General features: G+C 37.3%; 15 protein-coding genes. 5 read left to right on the top strand and 10 right to left on the bottom strand.

Translation table 11 applies throughout. The features are described from left to right. Positions 1-38: 38 nt before the first annotated feature. A complete protein-coding gene (locus tag ABXZ32_RS08345; RefSeq protein ID WP_354618216.1) occupies positions 39-1,007 on the bottom strand; it encodes a Gfo/Idh/MocA family protein in 969 nt (322 codons plus the stop codon). Between the two features lie 237 nt (positions 1,008-1,244). Here ABXZ32_RS08345 and ABXZ32_RS08340 point away from each other — a divergent pair, with 237 nt between their 5' ends. After that, complete coding sequence (locus tag ABXZ32_RS08340; protein WP_354618215.1) at positions 1,245-1,886, top strand: protein-L-isoaspartate(D-aspartate) O-methyltransferase; 642 nt, start codon at positions 1,245-1,247, stop codon at positions 1,884-1,886. 29 nt (positions 1,887-1,915) lie between these two features. Here ABXZ32_RS08340 and smpB read toward each other — a convergent pair whose 3' ends face one another. Then, positions 1,916-2,377: an SsrA-binding protein SmpB gene (gene smpB, locus ABXZ32_RS08335; RefSeq protein ID WP_354618278.1), complete on the bottom strand. Its 462-nt coding sequence runs from the start codon at positions 2,375-2,377 to the stop codon at positions 1,916-1,918. A 114-nt stretch (positions 2,378-2,491) separates the two neighbouring features. Here smpB and ABXZ32_RS08330 point away from each other — a divergent pair, with 114 nt between their 5' ends. Continuing rightward, a complete protein-coding gene (locus ABXZ32_RS08330) occupies positions 2,492-3,232 on the top strand; it encodes a DUF6503 family protein (protein ID WP_354618214.1) in 741 nt (246 codons plus the stop codon). A gap of 2 nt (positions 3,233-3,234) precedes the next feature. Here the strand turns inward: ABXZ32_RS08330 and ABXZ32_RS08325 are convergent, their stop codons facing one another. Next, positions 3,235-3,762: a SixA phosphatase family protein gene (locus tag ABXZ32_RS08325; protein WP_354618213.1), complete on the bottom strand. Its 528-nt coding sequence runs from the start codon at positions 3,760-3,762 to the stop codon at positions 3,235-3,237. Between the two features lie 93 nt (positions 3,763-3,855). Here ABXZ32_RS08325 and ABXZ32_RS08320 point away from each other — a divergent pair, with 93 nt between their 5' ends. Then, positions 3,856-5,259, top strand: a complete 1,404-nt coding sequence (locus ABXZ32_RS08320; RefSeq protein ID WP_354618212.1) for a PorP/SprF family type IX secretion system membrane protein — start codon at positions 3,856-3,858, stop codon at positions 5,257-5,259. Positions 5,260-5,261: 2 nt separating this feature from the next. On the opposite strand, the gene ABXZ32_RS08315 is transcribed toward ABXZ32_RS08320, so the two are convergent. Continuing rightward, on the bottom strand, positions 5,262-5,858 hold the full coding sequence (locus tag ABXZ32_RS08315) for a TetR/AcrR family transcriptional regulator (protein ID WP_354618211.1): 597 nt from the start codon (positions 5,856-5,858) through the stop codon (positions 5,262-5,264). Between the two features lie 112 nt (positions 5,859-5,970). Then, the gene (gene clpB / locus ABXZ32_RS08310; protein ID WP_354618210.1) at positions 5,971-8,571 is read right to left on the bottom strand and encodes an ATP-dependent chaperone ClpB; all 2,601 of its coding nucleotides are present in this window, start codon (positions 8,569-8,571) and stop codon (positions 5,971-5,973) included. A 166-nt stretch (positions 8,572-8,737) separates the two neighbouring features. Here clpB and ytxJ point away from each other — a divergent pair, with 166 nt between their 5' ends. Then, positions 8,738-9,133 carry a bacillithiol system redox-active protein YtxJ gene (gene ytxJ, locus ABXZ32_RS08305; RefSeq protein WP_354618209.1) on the top strand — a complete coding sequence of 132 codons (396 nt, stop codon included), beginning with the start codon at positions 8,738-8,740 and terminating at the stop codon, positions 9,131-9,133. 54 nt (positions 9,134-9,187) lie between these two features. Here the strand turns inward: ytxJ and ABXZ32_RS08300 are convergent, their stop codons facing one another. Both ABXZ32_RS08300 and fahA read right to left on the bottom strand, forming a co-directional pair. Continuing rightward, complete coding sequence (locus tag ABXZ32_RS08300; RefSeq protein WP_354618208.1) at positions 9,188-10,375, bottom strand: hypothetical protein; 1,188 nt, start codon at positions 10,373-10,375, stop codon at positions 9,188-9,190. A 141-nt stretch (positions 10,376-10,516) separates the two neighbouring features. Next, the gene (gene fahA, locus ABXZ32_RS08295) at positions 10,517-11,806 is read right to left on the bottom strand and encodes a fumarylacetoacetase (RefSeq protein WP_354618207.1); all 1,290 of its coding nucleotides are present in this window, start codon (positions 11,804-11,806) and stop codon (positions 10,517-10,519) included. A gap of 112 nt (positions 11,807-11,918) precedes the next feature. On the opposite strand from fahA, the gene glyA reads away from it, so the two are divergent. Beyond that, positions 11,919-13,193: a serine hydroxymethyltransferase gene (gene glyA, locus ABXZ32_RS08290; RefSeq protein ID WP_354618206.1), complete on the top strand. Its 1,275-nt coding sequence runs from the start codon at positions 11,919-11,921 to the stop codon at positions 13,191-13,193. A 55-nt stretch (positions 13,194-13,248) separates the two neighbouring features. Here the strand turns inward: glyA and ABXZ32_RS08285 are convergent, their stop codons facing one another. The 3 genes from ABXZ32_RS08285 to ABXZ32_RS08275 form a co-directional block, all read right to left on the bottom strand. Beyond that, positions 13,249-13,920 carry a hypothetical protein gene (locus ABXZ32_RS08285; protein ID WP_354618205.1) on the bottom strand — a complete coding sequence of 224 codons (672 nt, stop codon included), beginning with the start codon at positions 13,918-13,920 and terminating at the stop codon, positions 13,249-13,251. A gap of 153 nt (positions 13,921-14,073) precedes the next feature. Then, a complete protein-coding gene (locus ABXZ32_RS08280; protein WP_354618204.1) occupies positions 14,074-14,742 on the bottom strand; it encodes a response regulator in 669 nt (222 codons plus the stop codon). Between the two features lie 15 nt (positions 14,743-14,757). Further along, on the bottom strand, positions 14,758-16,794 hold the full coding sequence (locus tag ABXZ32_RS08275; RefSeq protein ID WP_354618203.1) for a tetratricopeptide repeat-containing sensor histidine kinase: 2,037 nt from the start codon (positions 16,792-16,794) through the stop codon (positions 14,758-14,760). Positions 16,795-16,812: the final 18 nt, after the last annotated feature.

Genomic DNA, 16,812 nt, shown 5'->3' with positions numbered 1-16,812 from the left:
GATCAATCCAATCTTTTAAACCTAACCTAATTCTTATATTATTTCTTTTCAAAAGAAGCTATTACTTGCAGTGCTACCTTTAATGCTTGTGTTCCTTGGTAAAGGGATACAATGGGCGTAGTATTGTTGTTAATAGCATCTGCAAATGTTTCCAACTCATCCAATATGGCATTGTTGGTTGATATGGTTGGATTTTCAAAATAAATCTGTTTCTTTTCACCTTCTGCATTCTGCAGCACCATATCAAAATCTCCTGGTGTTTCTGGAGCGTCCTTCATTTTTACCACCTCTACTTTTTTCTCGAGAAAGTCTACAGAAATGTAGGCGTCTCGCTGAAAGAATCTCGATTTACGCATATTTTTCAGTGAGATTCTACTGGCGGTTAGATTGGCAACGCACCCATTTTCAAATTCTATCCTGGCATTGGCAATATCAGGAGAGTTGCTTATAACAGAAACCCCACTGGCATTAATTTGCTTCACCTCAGAATTTACAACGCTAAGGATGGCATCTATATCATGGATCATAAGATCCAGAACCACTGGAACATCAGTGCCCCTCGGGTTGAACTCGGCGAGTCTATGGGTTTCTATGAACATTGGATTTTGTATCTTATCCTTTACTGCCGAAAACGCCGGATTAAAGCGTTCTACATGTCCCACCTGTCCTTTTATACCATGCTTTTTTTCCAGTGCCAATAATTCTTCTGCTTCCTCGTAGGTATTGGTAATGGGCTTTTCTATAAATACATGCCTTCCCTTTTCCATGGCTTTTTTTGCACAATCAAAATGGGAAAGGGTAGGAGTGACTATATCTACCACATCCACTGCGTCAATTAGTTTATTGATATTGTCAAAATAGGTGTATCCAAATTCGTTGGCCACCTTTTTCCCATTGATGGCATCCGGATCATAAAAGCCAACCAGATTATATTTTTGGGATTCATTCAAAAGGCGCAAATGAATTTTACCTAAATGTCCTGCTCCCAGGACTCCAACCTTGAGCATAAATTTCGTTTTTGTCAAAAATAAGGATATGAAACGATTCTTCCATGAAAATTGATACGTAGTTTTTAGGAATTCACAACTCAAATTATATGCGAGGAGTCGTACTTGGCCAAATGCTTGAATCGTTGTTCTAAAAAATAAATTTCAATTATTTCTTTAAATGAATTGGATAACTTTTTAAATCCTTCAATGCACATAGCGTCCTTTTTTTTAACTTCGTAATCCAAAACCGAACTTTTGAAAGACACCCTAAAACATCGTGGAATGCGTAATAAATTGGCCGAAATTCTGGCCGATAAAGGAATAGTAGACCACAAAGTATTGGATGCCATACGAACAATACCCCGACATTTATTTTTAGATAGTAGTTTTGAAGCCCATGCCTATCAGGATAAAGCATTTCCTATAGGTGCCGATCAAACTATATCCCAGCCTTTTACCGTTGCTTTTCAGACAGCACTTCTAGAAACCCAGCCTAATCATAAAATCTTGGAAATAGGTACAGGAAGTGGATATCAAACGGCCACCCTATTACATTTAAAAACCAAAGTCTATACTATAGAGCGTCAATTGGAGCTTTTTAAAAAAACGAATATCTTTTTCAAGAAAATGGGCTATCGACCTAAAAAGATGATATTTGGCGATGGGTATAAGGGCTTGCCAGAGGAAGCACCCTTTGATGGTATCGTGGTTACTGCAGGCGCTCCATTTGTGCCCAAGCCATTGATGGCGCAATTGAAAATAGGAGGTAGATTGGTCATTCCAGTGGGCAATAACGATCAGATAATGACCCTTTATATTAGAAAATCGGAACTGGAATTTGAAAAAATGGAATATGGATCGTTTAGGTTCGTACCTCTTTTGGAAGATAAAAATTAAGAAAATTGGCTTGGTAAAAGTAGCAAATACTAGTTATTAAAACTTTTTTTGATCCTGTCCAGGTTTCTCTTGGTATCCCTTTCTTTAATAGATTCCCTTTTGTCGTATAATTTTTTACCCTTGGCCAAGGCTATCTTGATTTTAGCCAACCCGTTGTCATTGACAAAAAGATTTAAGGGTACAATTGTTAGTCCAGATGTATTGACCTCTTTTTCCAGCTTTTTAAGCTCTCTTCTTTGTAATAATAGTTTTCGTTCTGCTTTAGGTTTATGGTTGTAATGACTCCCATGGGAATATTCATCTACCTGCATATTGATTACAAATAATTCTGATAGACTATTAAATTCACAGAAACTTTCGGATATGGAGGCCCTGCCAAGACGAATAGATTTTATCTCGGTACCTGAAAGGACAATGCCCGCAACATAAGTATCCAAAATCTCATATTCAAATTTGGCTTTCTTATTCTTTATATTGATGTTTTTCTGCATATCATTTACAAAAGTAACAACAATAAAAGAATAAACCATTTATAGCATTTAGAATTATTTTGTGAACCTTTGCCATATAAATTGAATCTGACAATTTATCTTAAATTTACACCTATGAAAAATATATTTGTTCTATTCGTATTTTGCTCCATTTTGTCCTGTAAAGAGAAGAAAAAGGAAAGTTTAACAGCACAACAAATTGTAGACAAAGCTATCGAGGTAAGCGGAGGAGAGTTATTTACCAAGAGCAAAATATCCTTTGATTTCAGGGACAAACATTATATATCTGAGGGGATTGGTAATAATGGTGTCTTAAAGCGGGTTTTTGATCTGGAAGGAAAGACGGTAGAAGATGTTAAGTCAAAGGCGAAATTCGAACGGTATATAGATGGCACCTTGGAAGTACTTCATGATACTGTTGCCTATAAATATGACAATGCCGTTAACTCCGTGCATTATTTTGTAAAACTACCTTATGGTTTGAATGATCCTGCTGTAAACAAATCATTGCTGGAGGAGGTAACCTTAAAAGGAAAAGACTACTATAAAATAAAGGTGACTTTTGATCAAAATGGGGGAGGTGAGGATTTTGAGGACACCTACCTGTACTGGATCAACAAAGAAACCTTTAAGCCCGATTATTTGGCGTATGATTTTCATGTCAATGAAGGCGGAGTACGCTTTAGGGTAGCCTATAATGAAAGATATATAGAAGGTATCCGGTTTGTAGATTACGAAAACTACCAACCAAAAGATGATGCTACTACGATAAATAACATTGATGCAAAATACGAGTCGGCGGATTTGGAACTTTTATCTAAGATTGAATTGAAGAACATCTCCGTAGAGAGATAGGATCAATTAATCTTAAGTCTTATATCAGTGGCTTTTCCATTTACAATTTGGACAATGAATAAATTACTATTGTCATAGTCATCTATGTCGTCATATTTTTGAGTTCCAATCAGTTTGTTTACAAATTCTGGAGTCGTATTGCTATGGCCAACAATTAACACATTTTGCCCCAAGTTATCAGAGATGAACTGAGCCACATCAATATCTTTTGGATCATAGTATTGTAACGTAAGTTCTTTTTTTACCGTTGTTGGTGCAGCAGTCATGGTGGTCCTTTCATAATCCGTTGAATACACCGCATCCAGAGGAACCAAATCCAATACTTCAGCCCAACGTATTGCCCTTCCCAACCCGTCTTGATTTAATTCTGGATCCGTATTCTCGGGATTGCTTCTATCTTTTTCCGCATGCCTGATTAAGTAAAAGGTAGTGACCACGGATTCCATGGGCTGTTCTAAAACCTTTTCCTCCTTACAACTTGTTAAGAAGGCAAAACAAAGCACTAAAACTAAAAGTTTTTCTATTTTCATATCGATCATGCGTATTATTTACTATTACCTTAAAACTAACTAAATTTAACGTAATTTAGTATGCCTGACACTTAGAATCTTGTTTTTTTGATTATGGGAAAACTTCGTTTAATTCTTTTATACTTCATCGTTGTCCATGGTATTAATGCCCAGGAGGTAGAATTGCCCGGCGATTTTAGACAACATAACCTGACGACGTTTAATGCTAGCTTGTTGAATCCCACTTTTGCATTGGATCAAAATAGGCCGCAGTCGATAGCTTTGTGGACCAGGTGGCAATGGCAAACAGTGGATACAGATCCTACTACCACATTTATAAATTATACGACCAGCCTTAACGAAAATTCTGTGATAGGTGGTGGATTTCTTCAGCACAATACTGGGGTTTATTTGCAGACAGGGGGAATTGTGAATTATGCCCATGCATTTGATATCAGTGATAATGCTAAACTTGCATTGGGCATGAATGTTCTTGGCTATCAAAGGGAAATAGCAGATGATAGATTTTCATCAAATGGGGGGATAAATATTCTAAATGCTGATTCGAACGAATTTATCATGCAGTTTGCACCAGGGGTTAGATTAATGCTAGATGCCTTTAGCCTTTCCTTTGCTTCGGAAAATTTAGTTGAAATCAGCTCCAATAACAATGCGAACGAGAATAGAAAAAAAGTATTCCTTGGAGCTATGGCATATGATTTTCCAGTACAACTTTTTGGTGGCACAACGGAAACTGCTTTAAGGCCTATGCTCTATCTTAAAAGTATTCCGGACATGGAGACCCAATTAGGGTTCAACGCCTTGCTAACAAGTCAAAGGTTTTGGGCACAAGGAGGGTACAATAGTTTTTATGGAGCATCTGCTGGGGTAGGAGGAATATTTCTTAAGACACTCTCAATTGGAATTTTAATGGAGTTTGGATTGGACCAAGGTGTCAAGGATAAGGATGCAACGTTTGAATTGGTTACGGCCATCAGATTCGGTAATAAGAAAGAGACTCAATTTTTACCACAGGAAGTTGAAATCACTCAGGAATTAAAGAACGAAAAAGAAGAAGCAAGGGAACGAAAGGATTTGTTGAAAAATGAAGAAAAAGTCATTGAAAGCAAAAAACAAGCTGCCATCCCTCAAGGAAAAACGGAAAATATAAAAACAGCGGAGACCAAAAATGAGGATACCTTAAAAACGGAGCAACCTTCTAAACCCAAGAGTGTTACAAAAGGAAAATATGAGGAAGTAGAGACGTTGGAAGGATTACAGCCCGGATATTATTTGATAGCCAATGTATTCGGCACTAAAAAATACTTGGATAATTTTATGGTGTCACTACGTAAAAAAGGATTGGAGCCAAAATCGTTTTACAGGTCCGTCAATAATTTCAACTATGTTTATCTTGAGAGCTATAATAGTCTGGAAGCGGCTGAAAAGGCTAGGGATAGTAAGTTTTACGGCAGGTATGCCGAAGAAACCTGGATTTTTAGGGTAATAGGAAAATAAGTTTATTTTTTAATTTCCTTACTGATCAATTGGTCCAGGTAGGCAATGGTATTCAATAGGTACTTTTTGTCCCTCGTAATTGTGGCCATGGCCACAGCGCCTTGAATCATGGTATATAATTGCTTGGCAAATTGTAAGGGCGTTACCGGAATACTGATCTCATTATCCTTGACCCCGTTTTCTATCACCAAAGCTATTTTTCCTTCAATGGTCTTTACGGTTTCTTTTACTGCCGCAGCCAGTAAATGATTGTTTTCCTGAGCATCTACACCCACGTTTAAAACGGGACACCCTCCCAATTCATACGTAAATTCACTATAATGACGATACAGGTCAGTTAGTTTAAATAGCTTTTGAAGAGAATTGCCCTCACTATTTAGTGCTTCATCTATTGCTGCCAATAATCTTTTGCTGTTGTATTCAAACGCAGAAAGGGCCAATGCTTCTTTGTTTTCGAAATTGCCATAAAGCGCACCCTTGGTTAGTCCGGTTGCATCCGTTAAGTGGCTCATACTAGTGCCTACATACCCATATTTATTAAAAATTGGGGCAACTGTTTCTATGATATAAGCGGTGGTTCTTTCAGCTTTGGTTGACATTCTTAGGCAATTTTATACGAAGATAAAAAATATATATACTGTATGGTATTTGTTTTTTAATAAAAAAGGGCATCCTGTTTAGAATGCCCTCATTTTTAAAAAATTACTCCTTTTATTCTACCAATTCATTTTGGTTTCTAAATACCAGTTCATCATCAAAAGCATCAATAAGAATAATACTATCGGCTTTAATACTACCAATTAGTAACTCCTTGGACAACTTATTTAGGACTTCTTTTTGTATGGTCCTCTTTATAGGCCTAGCCCCGTACTGAGGATCGTATCCCCGGTTGGCCAGATGTAAAATGGCCTCTTCGGTAGCATCAATTGTAATGTTCTGCTTGGCTAACATTTTCTTAAGACCACCTATTTGTAGTCCTACTATTTCAGTAATATTCTCCATATTTAAAGGAGTGAACATAATGATATCATCTATTCTATTTAAAAATTCGGGACGTATTGTTTTTCGCAACAGTCCCAGCACTTCAACTCTCGCCGCTTCAGTTGCACTATAAATATCTTTGTTGTCCTCAAATTTTTCTTGAATAATATGACTTCCCATATTACTGGTCATGATGATGATGGAATTCTTGAAATCGGCCACACGTCCCTTATTGTCCGTTAGCCTTCCTTCGTCCAATACCTGTAACAGGATATTAAAAGTATCTGGATGTGCTTTTTCAATCTCATCCAATAACACCACTGAATACGGTCTGCGTCTTACAGCTTCCGTTAATTGACCACCTTCATCGTATCCAACATATCCAGGAGGTGCGCCTACCAATCTACTCACCGCATGTCGCTCCTGATATTCACTCATATCAATTCTCGTCATCGCATTTTCATCATCAAAGAGGTAGGAGGCCAAGGTTTTAGCGAGTTCTGTTTTACCAACTCCCGTAGTACCTAGGAACAGAAATGAACCTATTGGTTTTTTGGAGTCCTGTAAACCGGCCCTACTTCTCCTGATGGCATCCGAGACGGCCTGTATTGCCTCCTCTTGTCCTACCACTCTTTTGTGGAGTACATCTTCCAATTTCAAGAGTTTCTCTCGCTCACTTTGAAGCATTTTAGCAACAGGGATCCCTGTCCATTTGGCAACGACCTCTGCAATATCCTCACTGGTTACCTCTTCCTTGATCAATGTGCCTGCGACTTGCTGTTCTTCCAATTCTTTTTGGAGGATTTCCAGCTTTTCATTGGCTTCTTTTATTTTTCCATAGCGTAATTCAGCAACCATACCGTAATCCCCATTTCGCTCTGCACGTTCAGCTTCCAATTTAAAGTCTTCAATATCCTGTTTTGTTTTTTGAATATTGTCAACAACCGCTTTTTCGCTTTCCCATTTGGCGAACAGTTCGTTTCTGTCTTCTTTCAGGTTTGCCAGATCAATATTGAGCGACTTCAATTTGGCGTGATCCGCTTCCCTTTTGATCGCCTCCATTTCAATTTCAAGCTGCATAATTTTTCGATCCATGACATCCAAATCCTCAGGTTTGGAATTTATTTCCATGCGAAGTTTGGAGGCAGCTTCATCCATAAGATCAATGGCCTTGTCCGGTAAAAATCTATTGGTGATATACCGTTGGGACAATTCAACTGCAGCAATGACCGCTTCGTCTTTAATGCGCACCTTATGGTGAGCTTCGTACTTGTCCTTGATACCCCTTAAAATGGAAATTGCACTTTCGGTATCAGGTTCGTCTACCACGATTTTTTGAAATCTCCTTTCCAAGGCCTTATCCTTTTCAAAATATTTTTGATATTCATCCAACGTGGTAGCACCAATGGCGCGTAATTCGCCTCTTGCCAATGCGGGTTTCAGTATGTTGGCCGCATCCATGGCGCCCTGACCACCTCCAGCCCCTACAAGGGTATGGATTTCATCAATAAATAATACGATGTTGCCATCGGAGGAAGTGACTTCCTTAATAACTGCTTTTAAGCGTTCCTCGAACTCCCCTTTGTATTTGGCCCCGGCAATCAATGCACCCATATCTAAAGAGTAAATAGTTTTATCCTTTAAATTTTCGGGAACATCCCCTTGTACTATTCTATGAGCCAATCCTTCGGCAATGGCAGTTTTACCTACTCCTGGTTCCCCTACTAACATAGGGTTGTTTTTTGTTCTTCTAGATAAAATCTGCAGGATACGTCTAATTTCCTCATCGCGTCCAATAACAGGATCTAATTTCCCGCTATCTGCCATTTCATTGAGGTTTTTTGCGTACTTATTGAGAGAATTATATGTTTCTTCAGCACTTTGTGAAGTTACTTTACCGCCTTTTCGCAATTCTTCAATAGCCGAGATCAGGTGTTTTTCTGTTCCACCCTGATCTTTTAAGATTTGTGCAATCTTGCTTTTCGATTTAAAAATGGCCAACAGTAAATGTTCAATGGAAACATATTCGTCTTCCATTTTTTTTGCAATAACACCTGCTTCCGTAAGTGTTTTGCTAGCTTCTCGGGAAAGCATTAGGTCTCCGCCAGAGACTTTGGGAAAACTTTCCAATTCCTTATCCAGGATCTGGTTTACTAAGCCTATATTAACATTTAGCTTTTTAAGGATAAAGGGCAATACATTTTCATCAACAACAGCAATGGCTTTAAAAATATGCTCATTTTCTATTTGTTGGTGTCCAAAACCTTGAGCAAGCTGCTGCGCTTGCTGTATGGCTTCCTGCGACTTTGTGGTGAAATTATTTAAGTTCATATCTTTTATGTCTTTTAATGATATTGTTTACTTTTGAATTAGTTAAAGTCAATAATCTATCCAAAATGGAGGTGCGGACAAAATGACGGTAAACTTTAGAAAAAATACGACAATTAGTCAGGTGTAAGTTTTGAATACACCTCCGACTTATCATTAAAATTACGAAATGGGATTATTAAATAATATTTTTGGGAATAAGAATTCTAATGAGAAAAAGGTGGAAACCGATTTACCTTGGGTTAATTTGAATTCTTTATCCCAATTGGATGAGATTCAATCAAAATCTGCTAATAGGGTACAGGTGATTTTTAAGCATTCTACCACATGTGGTATCAGTAGAATGGTAATGAACATGTTTAAAAGTTCATACAATTACCCAGAAGACCAGATAGACCTGTATTACTTGGATCTGCTTGCCAATAGAGAGGTGTCCAATGCCGTGGCGGAAAAATTTCAGGTAATGCATCAATCCCCACAATTATTAGTGATAAAAAATGGTACAGTGGTAGCCCATGATTCCCATGGGGCCATAAACGAAATTTCCTTGGAGAAATATCTATAAACAAAAAACAGCCCTTAAAAAAGGGCTGTTTTATTATAATGTCATCGATTTGAATCAATTGAATCTTTGGTTTTGTAGGATATTTTTAAGTTTTCCCTTTACATCTTCCCCAGCATCATAAACCATTTGTTCATTGGATGGGAAGGGAACGGAAACCACTGTTATTAAATTTAATAGATCCGTTTCCAAGGCTCTTTTGTCTCCTTGATAATTGGCATATATATGCTCAAATATAAACTCGCTGGCCAAAGGATAGGTATTGATAGTTTGTTTTGTCCTTAAATCTTTAAAACTCACGTTTCCTACTACTTGTGCAGCTTTAAATTGGGTGAATTGATGAAAATCACATCGAACGGTTTTAAAGTTGTCAATTTTTATTTCATTACCAAGACTATCTTTTAGGATATTGCCGTTTGCATCTTCCGCATAACGATATCCGTCCTTGATCTGTCTTTCTTTACTGATTTGTTTTTCGCTCACCTTTTCAGGGGAAATAACAATACTTCTGAAAGCAACCTGCATTTCATAATCATAGTCGATATTCCTACGTGGCTGGGCATGGTATTCTGTCCAAAGATTATTTACCCCATAGGTGTTAAAGTTTAAAAGGTCTTCCTCCAATCTCGATGGAATAATTTGATCAGAATCATTGATCATACTCACCTTAACAAAATCACGGCCTTTGGCATATGCTTCCTCTTGCTTTATTTTACAATCGGAATATCCAGGGCTTAGTTCATTCAGATATGCAAAATCATCATATGCTTTTCTATAATCTGCCTTACTGGAGGCATTGCTCAGTAAATCACTGGCATTGTTATATAGATAATCGGACAATTGTTGTTTTGCCTTGATTATTTTTTCATCGTAATTATTAAAGCTGAATTTGGCATTTCTATTCTCATCTCTGATATACAGAGGCAAGATAGGCCTTATCCTTTGCTGAATATTTTTCAACTGGGTGTAGGAATCATAAATCCTTTCCAAATTGGCTGGATTGTTTTCCTTTTGTAAAAAGGCGATTTCTTGTAATTCCCTTTCCGTATTTTTTTTATAAGCCTCCTCCAATAATAAAATATAAGGCTGATTCCCTTTTTTGTCTTTGTTTTCTGCAAGATTGCTTAAAGAACTATTTATGGCGTTCCCGTAGTTCCCCACGTTTAGAGCTTCTTGTGTTTTTTTTACGCCTCCGCATGCTATAAATAGCAGTACTAAAGAGCTAAGTAGTAGTAGTTTTTTCATAATGGTTTGTTTAACGATTGTGACATATAATCCAATAGCCGTGCCAAAAAGCTATATGATTACTAAACGCAGCTTGTTGCGATATCGTATACAAACAAAAAAAAAGCCCTATTTAAAGGGCTTTTGAAGGGTTGCTATTTTTTATTTTTTTTTCGATTGATATACCGGAAGTAATTTGGAAGATACTTCTCCAAAGCCTATTCGAACTCCACTTTTCTCACAAAATCCACGAATGGTCACGGTATCATGATCTTGAATAAACTTACGTTCGGTCCCATCTTTTAGTTTCAATGGTTTTTCTCCTCTCCAGGTCAGCTCCAGCATGGAGCCGTATGAATCAGGGGTTGGCCCTGAAATGGTACCACTTCCCATCATGTCACCACTGTTTACCTTACACCCGTTAACAGTATGATGTGCCAATTGTTGGGACATAGTCCAATACATGTATTTGAAATTCGACTTTGTGACCGTTGTAGATTCTCCATTTTCTGGGGTGATATCTACCTCTAAATTAATATCGAATCCTTTTTTTCCAGTCTGTTGAAGATAGGGTAGTGGTTGTGGTTCTTGTTTAGGGCTTTCTACTCTAAACGGTTCCAAGGCGTCCATGGTAACGATCCATGGTGAAATGGAGGAGGCAAAGTTTTTAGCCAAAAATGGTCCTAAAGGAACATATTCCCATTTTTGAATGTCCCGAGCGCTCCAATCGTTAAATAGGACCATCCCGAAAATATAGTTCTCTGCTTCGTTCACGGGGATGGTCTCCCCAAGAACATTAGCGTCTGTTGTGATAAAAGCCATTTCCAATTCAAAATCTACCAGTTTGGAAGGGCCATATATAGGCTCATCGGATCCTGCAGGCAAAGTTTGTCCCATTGGTCTGTGGATTGGCGTACCAGAAGGTACAATAGAGGAGCTTCTTCCATGATATCCTACAGGAATATGCAACCAGTTAGGAAGCAATGCATTTTCAGGATCCCTGAACATTTTACCAACGTTTGTGGCATGTTCCTTACTGGAATAGAAATCAGTATAGTCCCCAATCTGAACAGGAAGCTGCATTTCTATTTCGTCCATAGTGAATAGGACTATTTTTTTATGATCTTCGTTGTTCTTAAGTTCTGGGTTATTGGCGTCGAATATTTCACTTATCCTATTTCTCACCAATCTCCATGTCTTCTTTCCATCTGAGATAAAATCATTTAAGGTGTCTTGCAAGAAAATATCATCTGTTAGAGGAATATCCTTGAAGTATCCCAATTGGTGCAAAGCTCCTAGATCAATTGCGTGGTCCCCAATTCTGGTCCCTATGGTGATAATATCATCCCGCGTTAAAAAAACCCCAAAAGGGATATTCTGAATGGGAAAATCAGAATTGTCACTTACAGGTATCCAACTTTTTTTTGCAGGGTCGTTACTTTTTATGGGCATGATATAATTGTTAATTTGTATTTGATAAAATTCTTATCAAATATATTATTTTCTTCCAATTTAAGGCGGGCAATTCGTATTTTTACGGCTTATTTAGAAGAATATTTTTATTATGCAGCGAGATAATCAAATTTTTGAATTAATAGAGGCGGAGAAGGAACGCCAATTGGAAGGCATTGAGTTAATAGCCTCGGAAAATTTTACCAGTCCACAAGTAATGGAGGCCGCTGGTTCTGTGTTGACCAACAAATATGCTGAGGGTTATCCTGGGAAAAGATATTACGGAGGTTGTGAAATAGTTGATGAAGTGGAGCAGATTGCCATTGATAGGGCAAAAGAGCTTTTCGGAGCTGCCTATGCCAATGTGCAGCCCCATTCCGGGTCTCAGGCGAATGCCTCTGTATACCATGCATGTTTACAACCTGGAGATAAAATATTGGGTTTTGATCTTTCCCATGGAGGTCATTTGACACACGGTTCCCCAGTAAATTTCTCTGGCCGTTTGTATTCTCCTGTTTTTTATGGTGTAGATAAAGAAACTGGGGTTTTAGATTACGATAAGATCCAAGAAATTGCCACTAAGGAACAACCTAAGATGATTATAGCAGGGGCGTCTGCCTACTCTAGAGACATGGATTTTAAACGCTTTAGGGAAATTGCAGATAGTGTTGGTGCTCTATTGTTGGGAGATATTTCACATCCCGCTGGCCTGATCGCTAAAGGAATTTTAAGTGATCCACTTCCGCACTGTCATATAGTAACCACAACTACTCACAAAACATTAAGAGGCCCAAGAGGCGGACTGATCTTAATGGGTGAGGATTTTGATAATCCTTTTGGAATCACATTGAAGAATGGCAGTCTTAGAAAAATGTCAGCTCTTTTAGATTTAGCCGTTTTTCCAGGAAATCAAGGAGGACCTTTAGAGCATATCATTGCAGCCAAGGCAATTGCCTTCGGAGAGGCATTGACAGATGATTTTTTACATTATATGTTGCAGGTGAAAAAGAATGCCGCCGCTATGGCTGCAGCCTTTATGGCCAAGGATTATAAAATCATTTCAGGAGGCACAGATAATCATATGATGTTGATCGACCTACGAAATAAGGATATCACTGGGAAGGAGGCAGAAAATGTTTTGGTTAAAGCCGACATCACCGCGAATAAAAACATGGTGCCTTTTGATGACAAATCCCCTTTTATAACTTCCGGAATACGTTTTGGAACTGCTGCTATCACCACAAGAGGATTGAAAGAGGCGGATATGGCCACCATCGTAGAATTTATAGATACAGTATTGACCAATAAGGACAACGAAGCCATAATTGAAGGAGTTCGTGACCAGGTCAATGAATTAATGAGTGGGAAAGCGTTGTTTAACGCATAGAACATATGGTCCTTTGAACACCAATAGCCCTACCTATTGGTGTTCATTCAGACCTTTAATGATTTAGCATAAATAGATCGCCATAGACCATTGATTTACTTTCTAAATCATATATTACTGCATCAGTTTCAGAATCGTAGTACAATCCCCAATATCCAAAATAGTCGTTTATAGAACTATTATTGCCTGATCTGATGTTTTCAAGGTTGCTATTACCTTCCAAAGGGCCTTCTTCAAATACAGGAATGAACATCTCAAAAGGAACTTCTTTTGCATTCTTTGTCAACATGAAATGGTGATCTGTAATTTCCTTTAAAATATTTTCAAGTTGTGAAGGAATACTTTGGGAATATATTTTTTTGATGACAATAGAGGTGTCTTTTAATAAAATAGAAATTTCCTCAATATCTATTGTCGAAGAGTTTAGATCTTGTAAAGCTTGTAGTGCTTTTAAAAATGGGTTGACATTAGTTAAGACGCAATGGTCTTCTTCCTGCTCCCAAATATGTGTATTTAAGAAATATAAAACCTCACTTAAGGTTAAATTGTTTTGAAATTCAATATTTAAACAGGCTTCCGCATAGTTGGAGCTATAGATAGAAACTGCAACGTCTGAATAAAAATATTTTGCCAAACTTTTTTCAAAGGTATCCAGTCCAATGATTCCATAATTGGAATCAATTCCGGGTTTTAGATAGTTTTTAAAACTTTCAGTGTACAGAGGCATAATAATCTTGGGATTTGGTTAAGCATATACACGAAGTTATATTTTAATAATGTGTGGTTGCTATATAAAAACCTTAGAAAAATTATGGTTTATGTCTCAAATGGTGCGGTTTGTCGATAAAATGACATATTCCTGCAGGAATTTTCTGATATTTTAAATAAACCCTCTATTCCTCGCTTCTGTTATCAGGGCTTGGTCATTTTGCTTTTCAACGCCGAATATAGCTTTTAATTGTCGCTTTCTATTTTCAATACCAGGAAGGGACAAAGAGATATGATCTATCATATCTTTGGTTTTTGTGCCTATGGAAAGATGGTATAATATTTTCTTGTCGTTGTCGTCCAAGGGGATGTCATTGGCCATTTTGGTCCTAATGGCTATCAATGCTTTTTTAGTGTAAAATGGAGGCTCTTTCATGACCGTATGTACCATATCATTAAGGGCATTTTCGTCAATCTCGGTTTTAACCATATAACCCTCTGGGTTTACAGATTTCAAAATGCTATTAATGCGATAATTATCACTAAAAGAGGATAAGAAAACAATTTTGGATTTTGGAACTATTTTCCTTGCTAGAATACCCAAATCTTCTCCAGTATGCGCTTGGGTCTCATTGGCCGGACCCAATTGAATATCGAGCATGATAATGTCATAGGCAAATGATTTTGCAGAATCTGTTATCTTCTGTTTCCCAAGTTCATAGGTTTTAGCAGTGTCCACTTGAATTGTGAAATCTTCAAACTGAATTTCTTCCAATATAAATTTATACCCAATCATGGTCATTTCATGATCATCCACCGCTAAAATCCGTAGTGTTTTCATTTTCCCTTGATGGTTCTAAAGTTCTTTGTTTGTTGATTTCTGAATTAGATCAGTGGGCATCATATTATTAGCATAAGGGATATTGACCATAAGTGTAGTTCCCTTGCCAATTTTACTTTTTATATCCACAGTACCATTCATTTTTCTTACTCGGGAAGTTATATTTTTCAATCCTATTCCCTTTTTCTCATTTTTGACCTTATATCCAACTCCATCATCTTCAACCCTTACCAATATATCCCTATCGTTACCGTCCAAGGTAACTTTTATATTCTTTGCCAACGCATGTTTAATGCAGTTCTGTAATGCTTCCTGAAGTATTCTATAAATATTTATTTTCACCTCACTGTTCAGGCGGTCCCATTCCAAGTCAGTTGTAAACTCTAAATTACAGTGCACTTGAGAACTGTTTTCAATAGATTTTAAAAGATCTTCTACTGAATAAATAAAGTTATGAATTTTTTGATAAGCAGCATGGTTGAGTTCATGAGAAATGGTTCTAACCTCTTCCTCAACATCCTGAAGTTTTTTTAGATATTCAGCTCTTTGTTTGGTGCTAGTTTCTCCGCTTTTATTGTTCAATCCGCTCAATACGAGTCGTATACCTAGCATTTGACCCAAGATGCCATCGTGGAGTTCTTCCGAAACCCTTTTCTGTTCTTCGTGTTTCCCTTCCAAAAATTTCTCTTTTTGGGATAACATCAGGTTGAAGATTTCCAAGTTACTTTCCTGTTGTTGCTGGTCAAATTTTAGTTTTTGGTTTTTCTTGCGCAGAGAGATGATACTAACTATGGCAATGGCAAGAAAAAAGAGTCCAACTGCAACACCAAGCCAAAGCTGTTTCTGTCTGGCAAGTAATTGGTTTTGCTCTATGAACTGGTCTGTTTCAAATTCTATTCTCGCAAACTTATTCCTTATCTGCCGTTCTTCTTTTTGTAGGCTATCGTTTAACCGTATATACTCCTGGACATATTGTGGGGCATTTTTTGTATCCAGTTTGCTGATCAGCTTTAAACTTTCTAAGACCCGTTTATTATTTGTACTTCGTTTTGCTAATGAGTTAGATTTTTTTGCATAAGCTATTGCGGCATTGGTGTCTTTTTTGGCTACTGCATACTCGGCCATATAGTAATTGGTTAGGGACAAGCCAACAATATCATTGATGCTATCCTGTATTTGTAGAGACTTAGAAAAGGAATCCGATATACCAACTGTATCTTTTAAGTGTAATCTGGTCCTTGCATGATTACTAAGGGCCTTGCTATAGGTGATTGGGTCTTGTTCTTTGTAATTATCGGCTTCCAATACTTTTTGAAAATATCTGGAGGCTGCTACATATTCTTGTTGATTTAAATAGGTGTCCCCAATGTTGTTTATGATAATAAATTCAGCATTTTCATCGTCAAACTTCTTCAAATAATCGAGAGCTATTTGATGATATTCCAAGGCCTTGTTGTATTCTTCTAAGGAGTTATACAATGCGCCCAGATTATTGTAACATTTGTATAATTGTTCATACTTCTCCAATGGTTTTAGCAGTGCAATAGCCTTGAAGGTATTGATTTCACTGCCAGTATAATCCTTAATATCCCCCTGAATAACGGCCATGTTATAAAGCATTTTACCAGATGATAAGGAATTACCTAAGGAATTAAAATGTTTCTGAGCTGCAGCAAAATGATAATAGGCACTATCTTTTACAGCATATTGTCTAAAAAAATTTCCAAGATCCCAATGTGACTCTGCCATTACTATAGAATCCTTGGCGATAATGGATGCTTGTAAAGCTTGATTATTGGTTTTTCGAAATTGTATGGAGTCGCTTAGTTTATAATAGCCCAAAGATATTTTTGAAAAACATTTAGCTCTCAAAGAATCATTGGATAAATTTGCAGTAAGTAGAGTGGCTTTTTGTAGTAAGTTCAATTTTTCCTGTATGGACAATTCTGAACTTTTACTTTCATCTATAAAAGTCAGAATGCTATCTGTAGACGAGTTATAATTTTTTGTGACATTGCTATCGGCCCTATTTTGACAAGCAGAAAAGGACAAAATAAATCCTAATAATAC

The organism is Sediminicola luteus (assembly GCF_040566555.1).
Taxonomy (GTDB): Bacteria; Bacteroidota; Bacteroidia; order Flavobacteriales; family Flavobacteriaceae; genus Sediminicola.
Note: the sequence above shows the minus strand (reverse complement) of the source record. Positions and strands in the feature narration are given on the sequence as shown.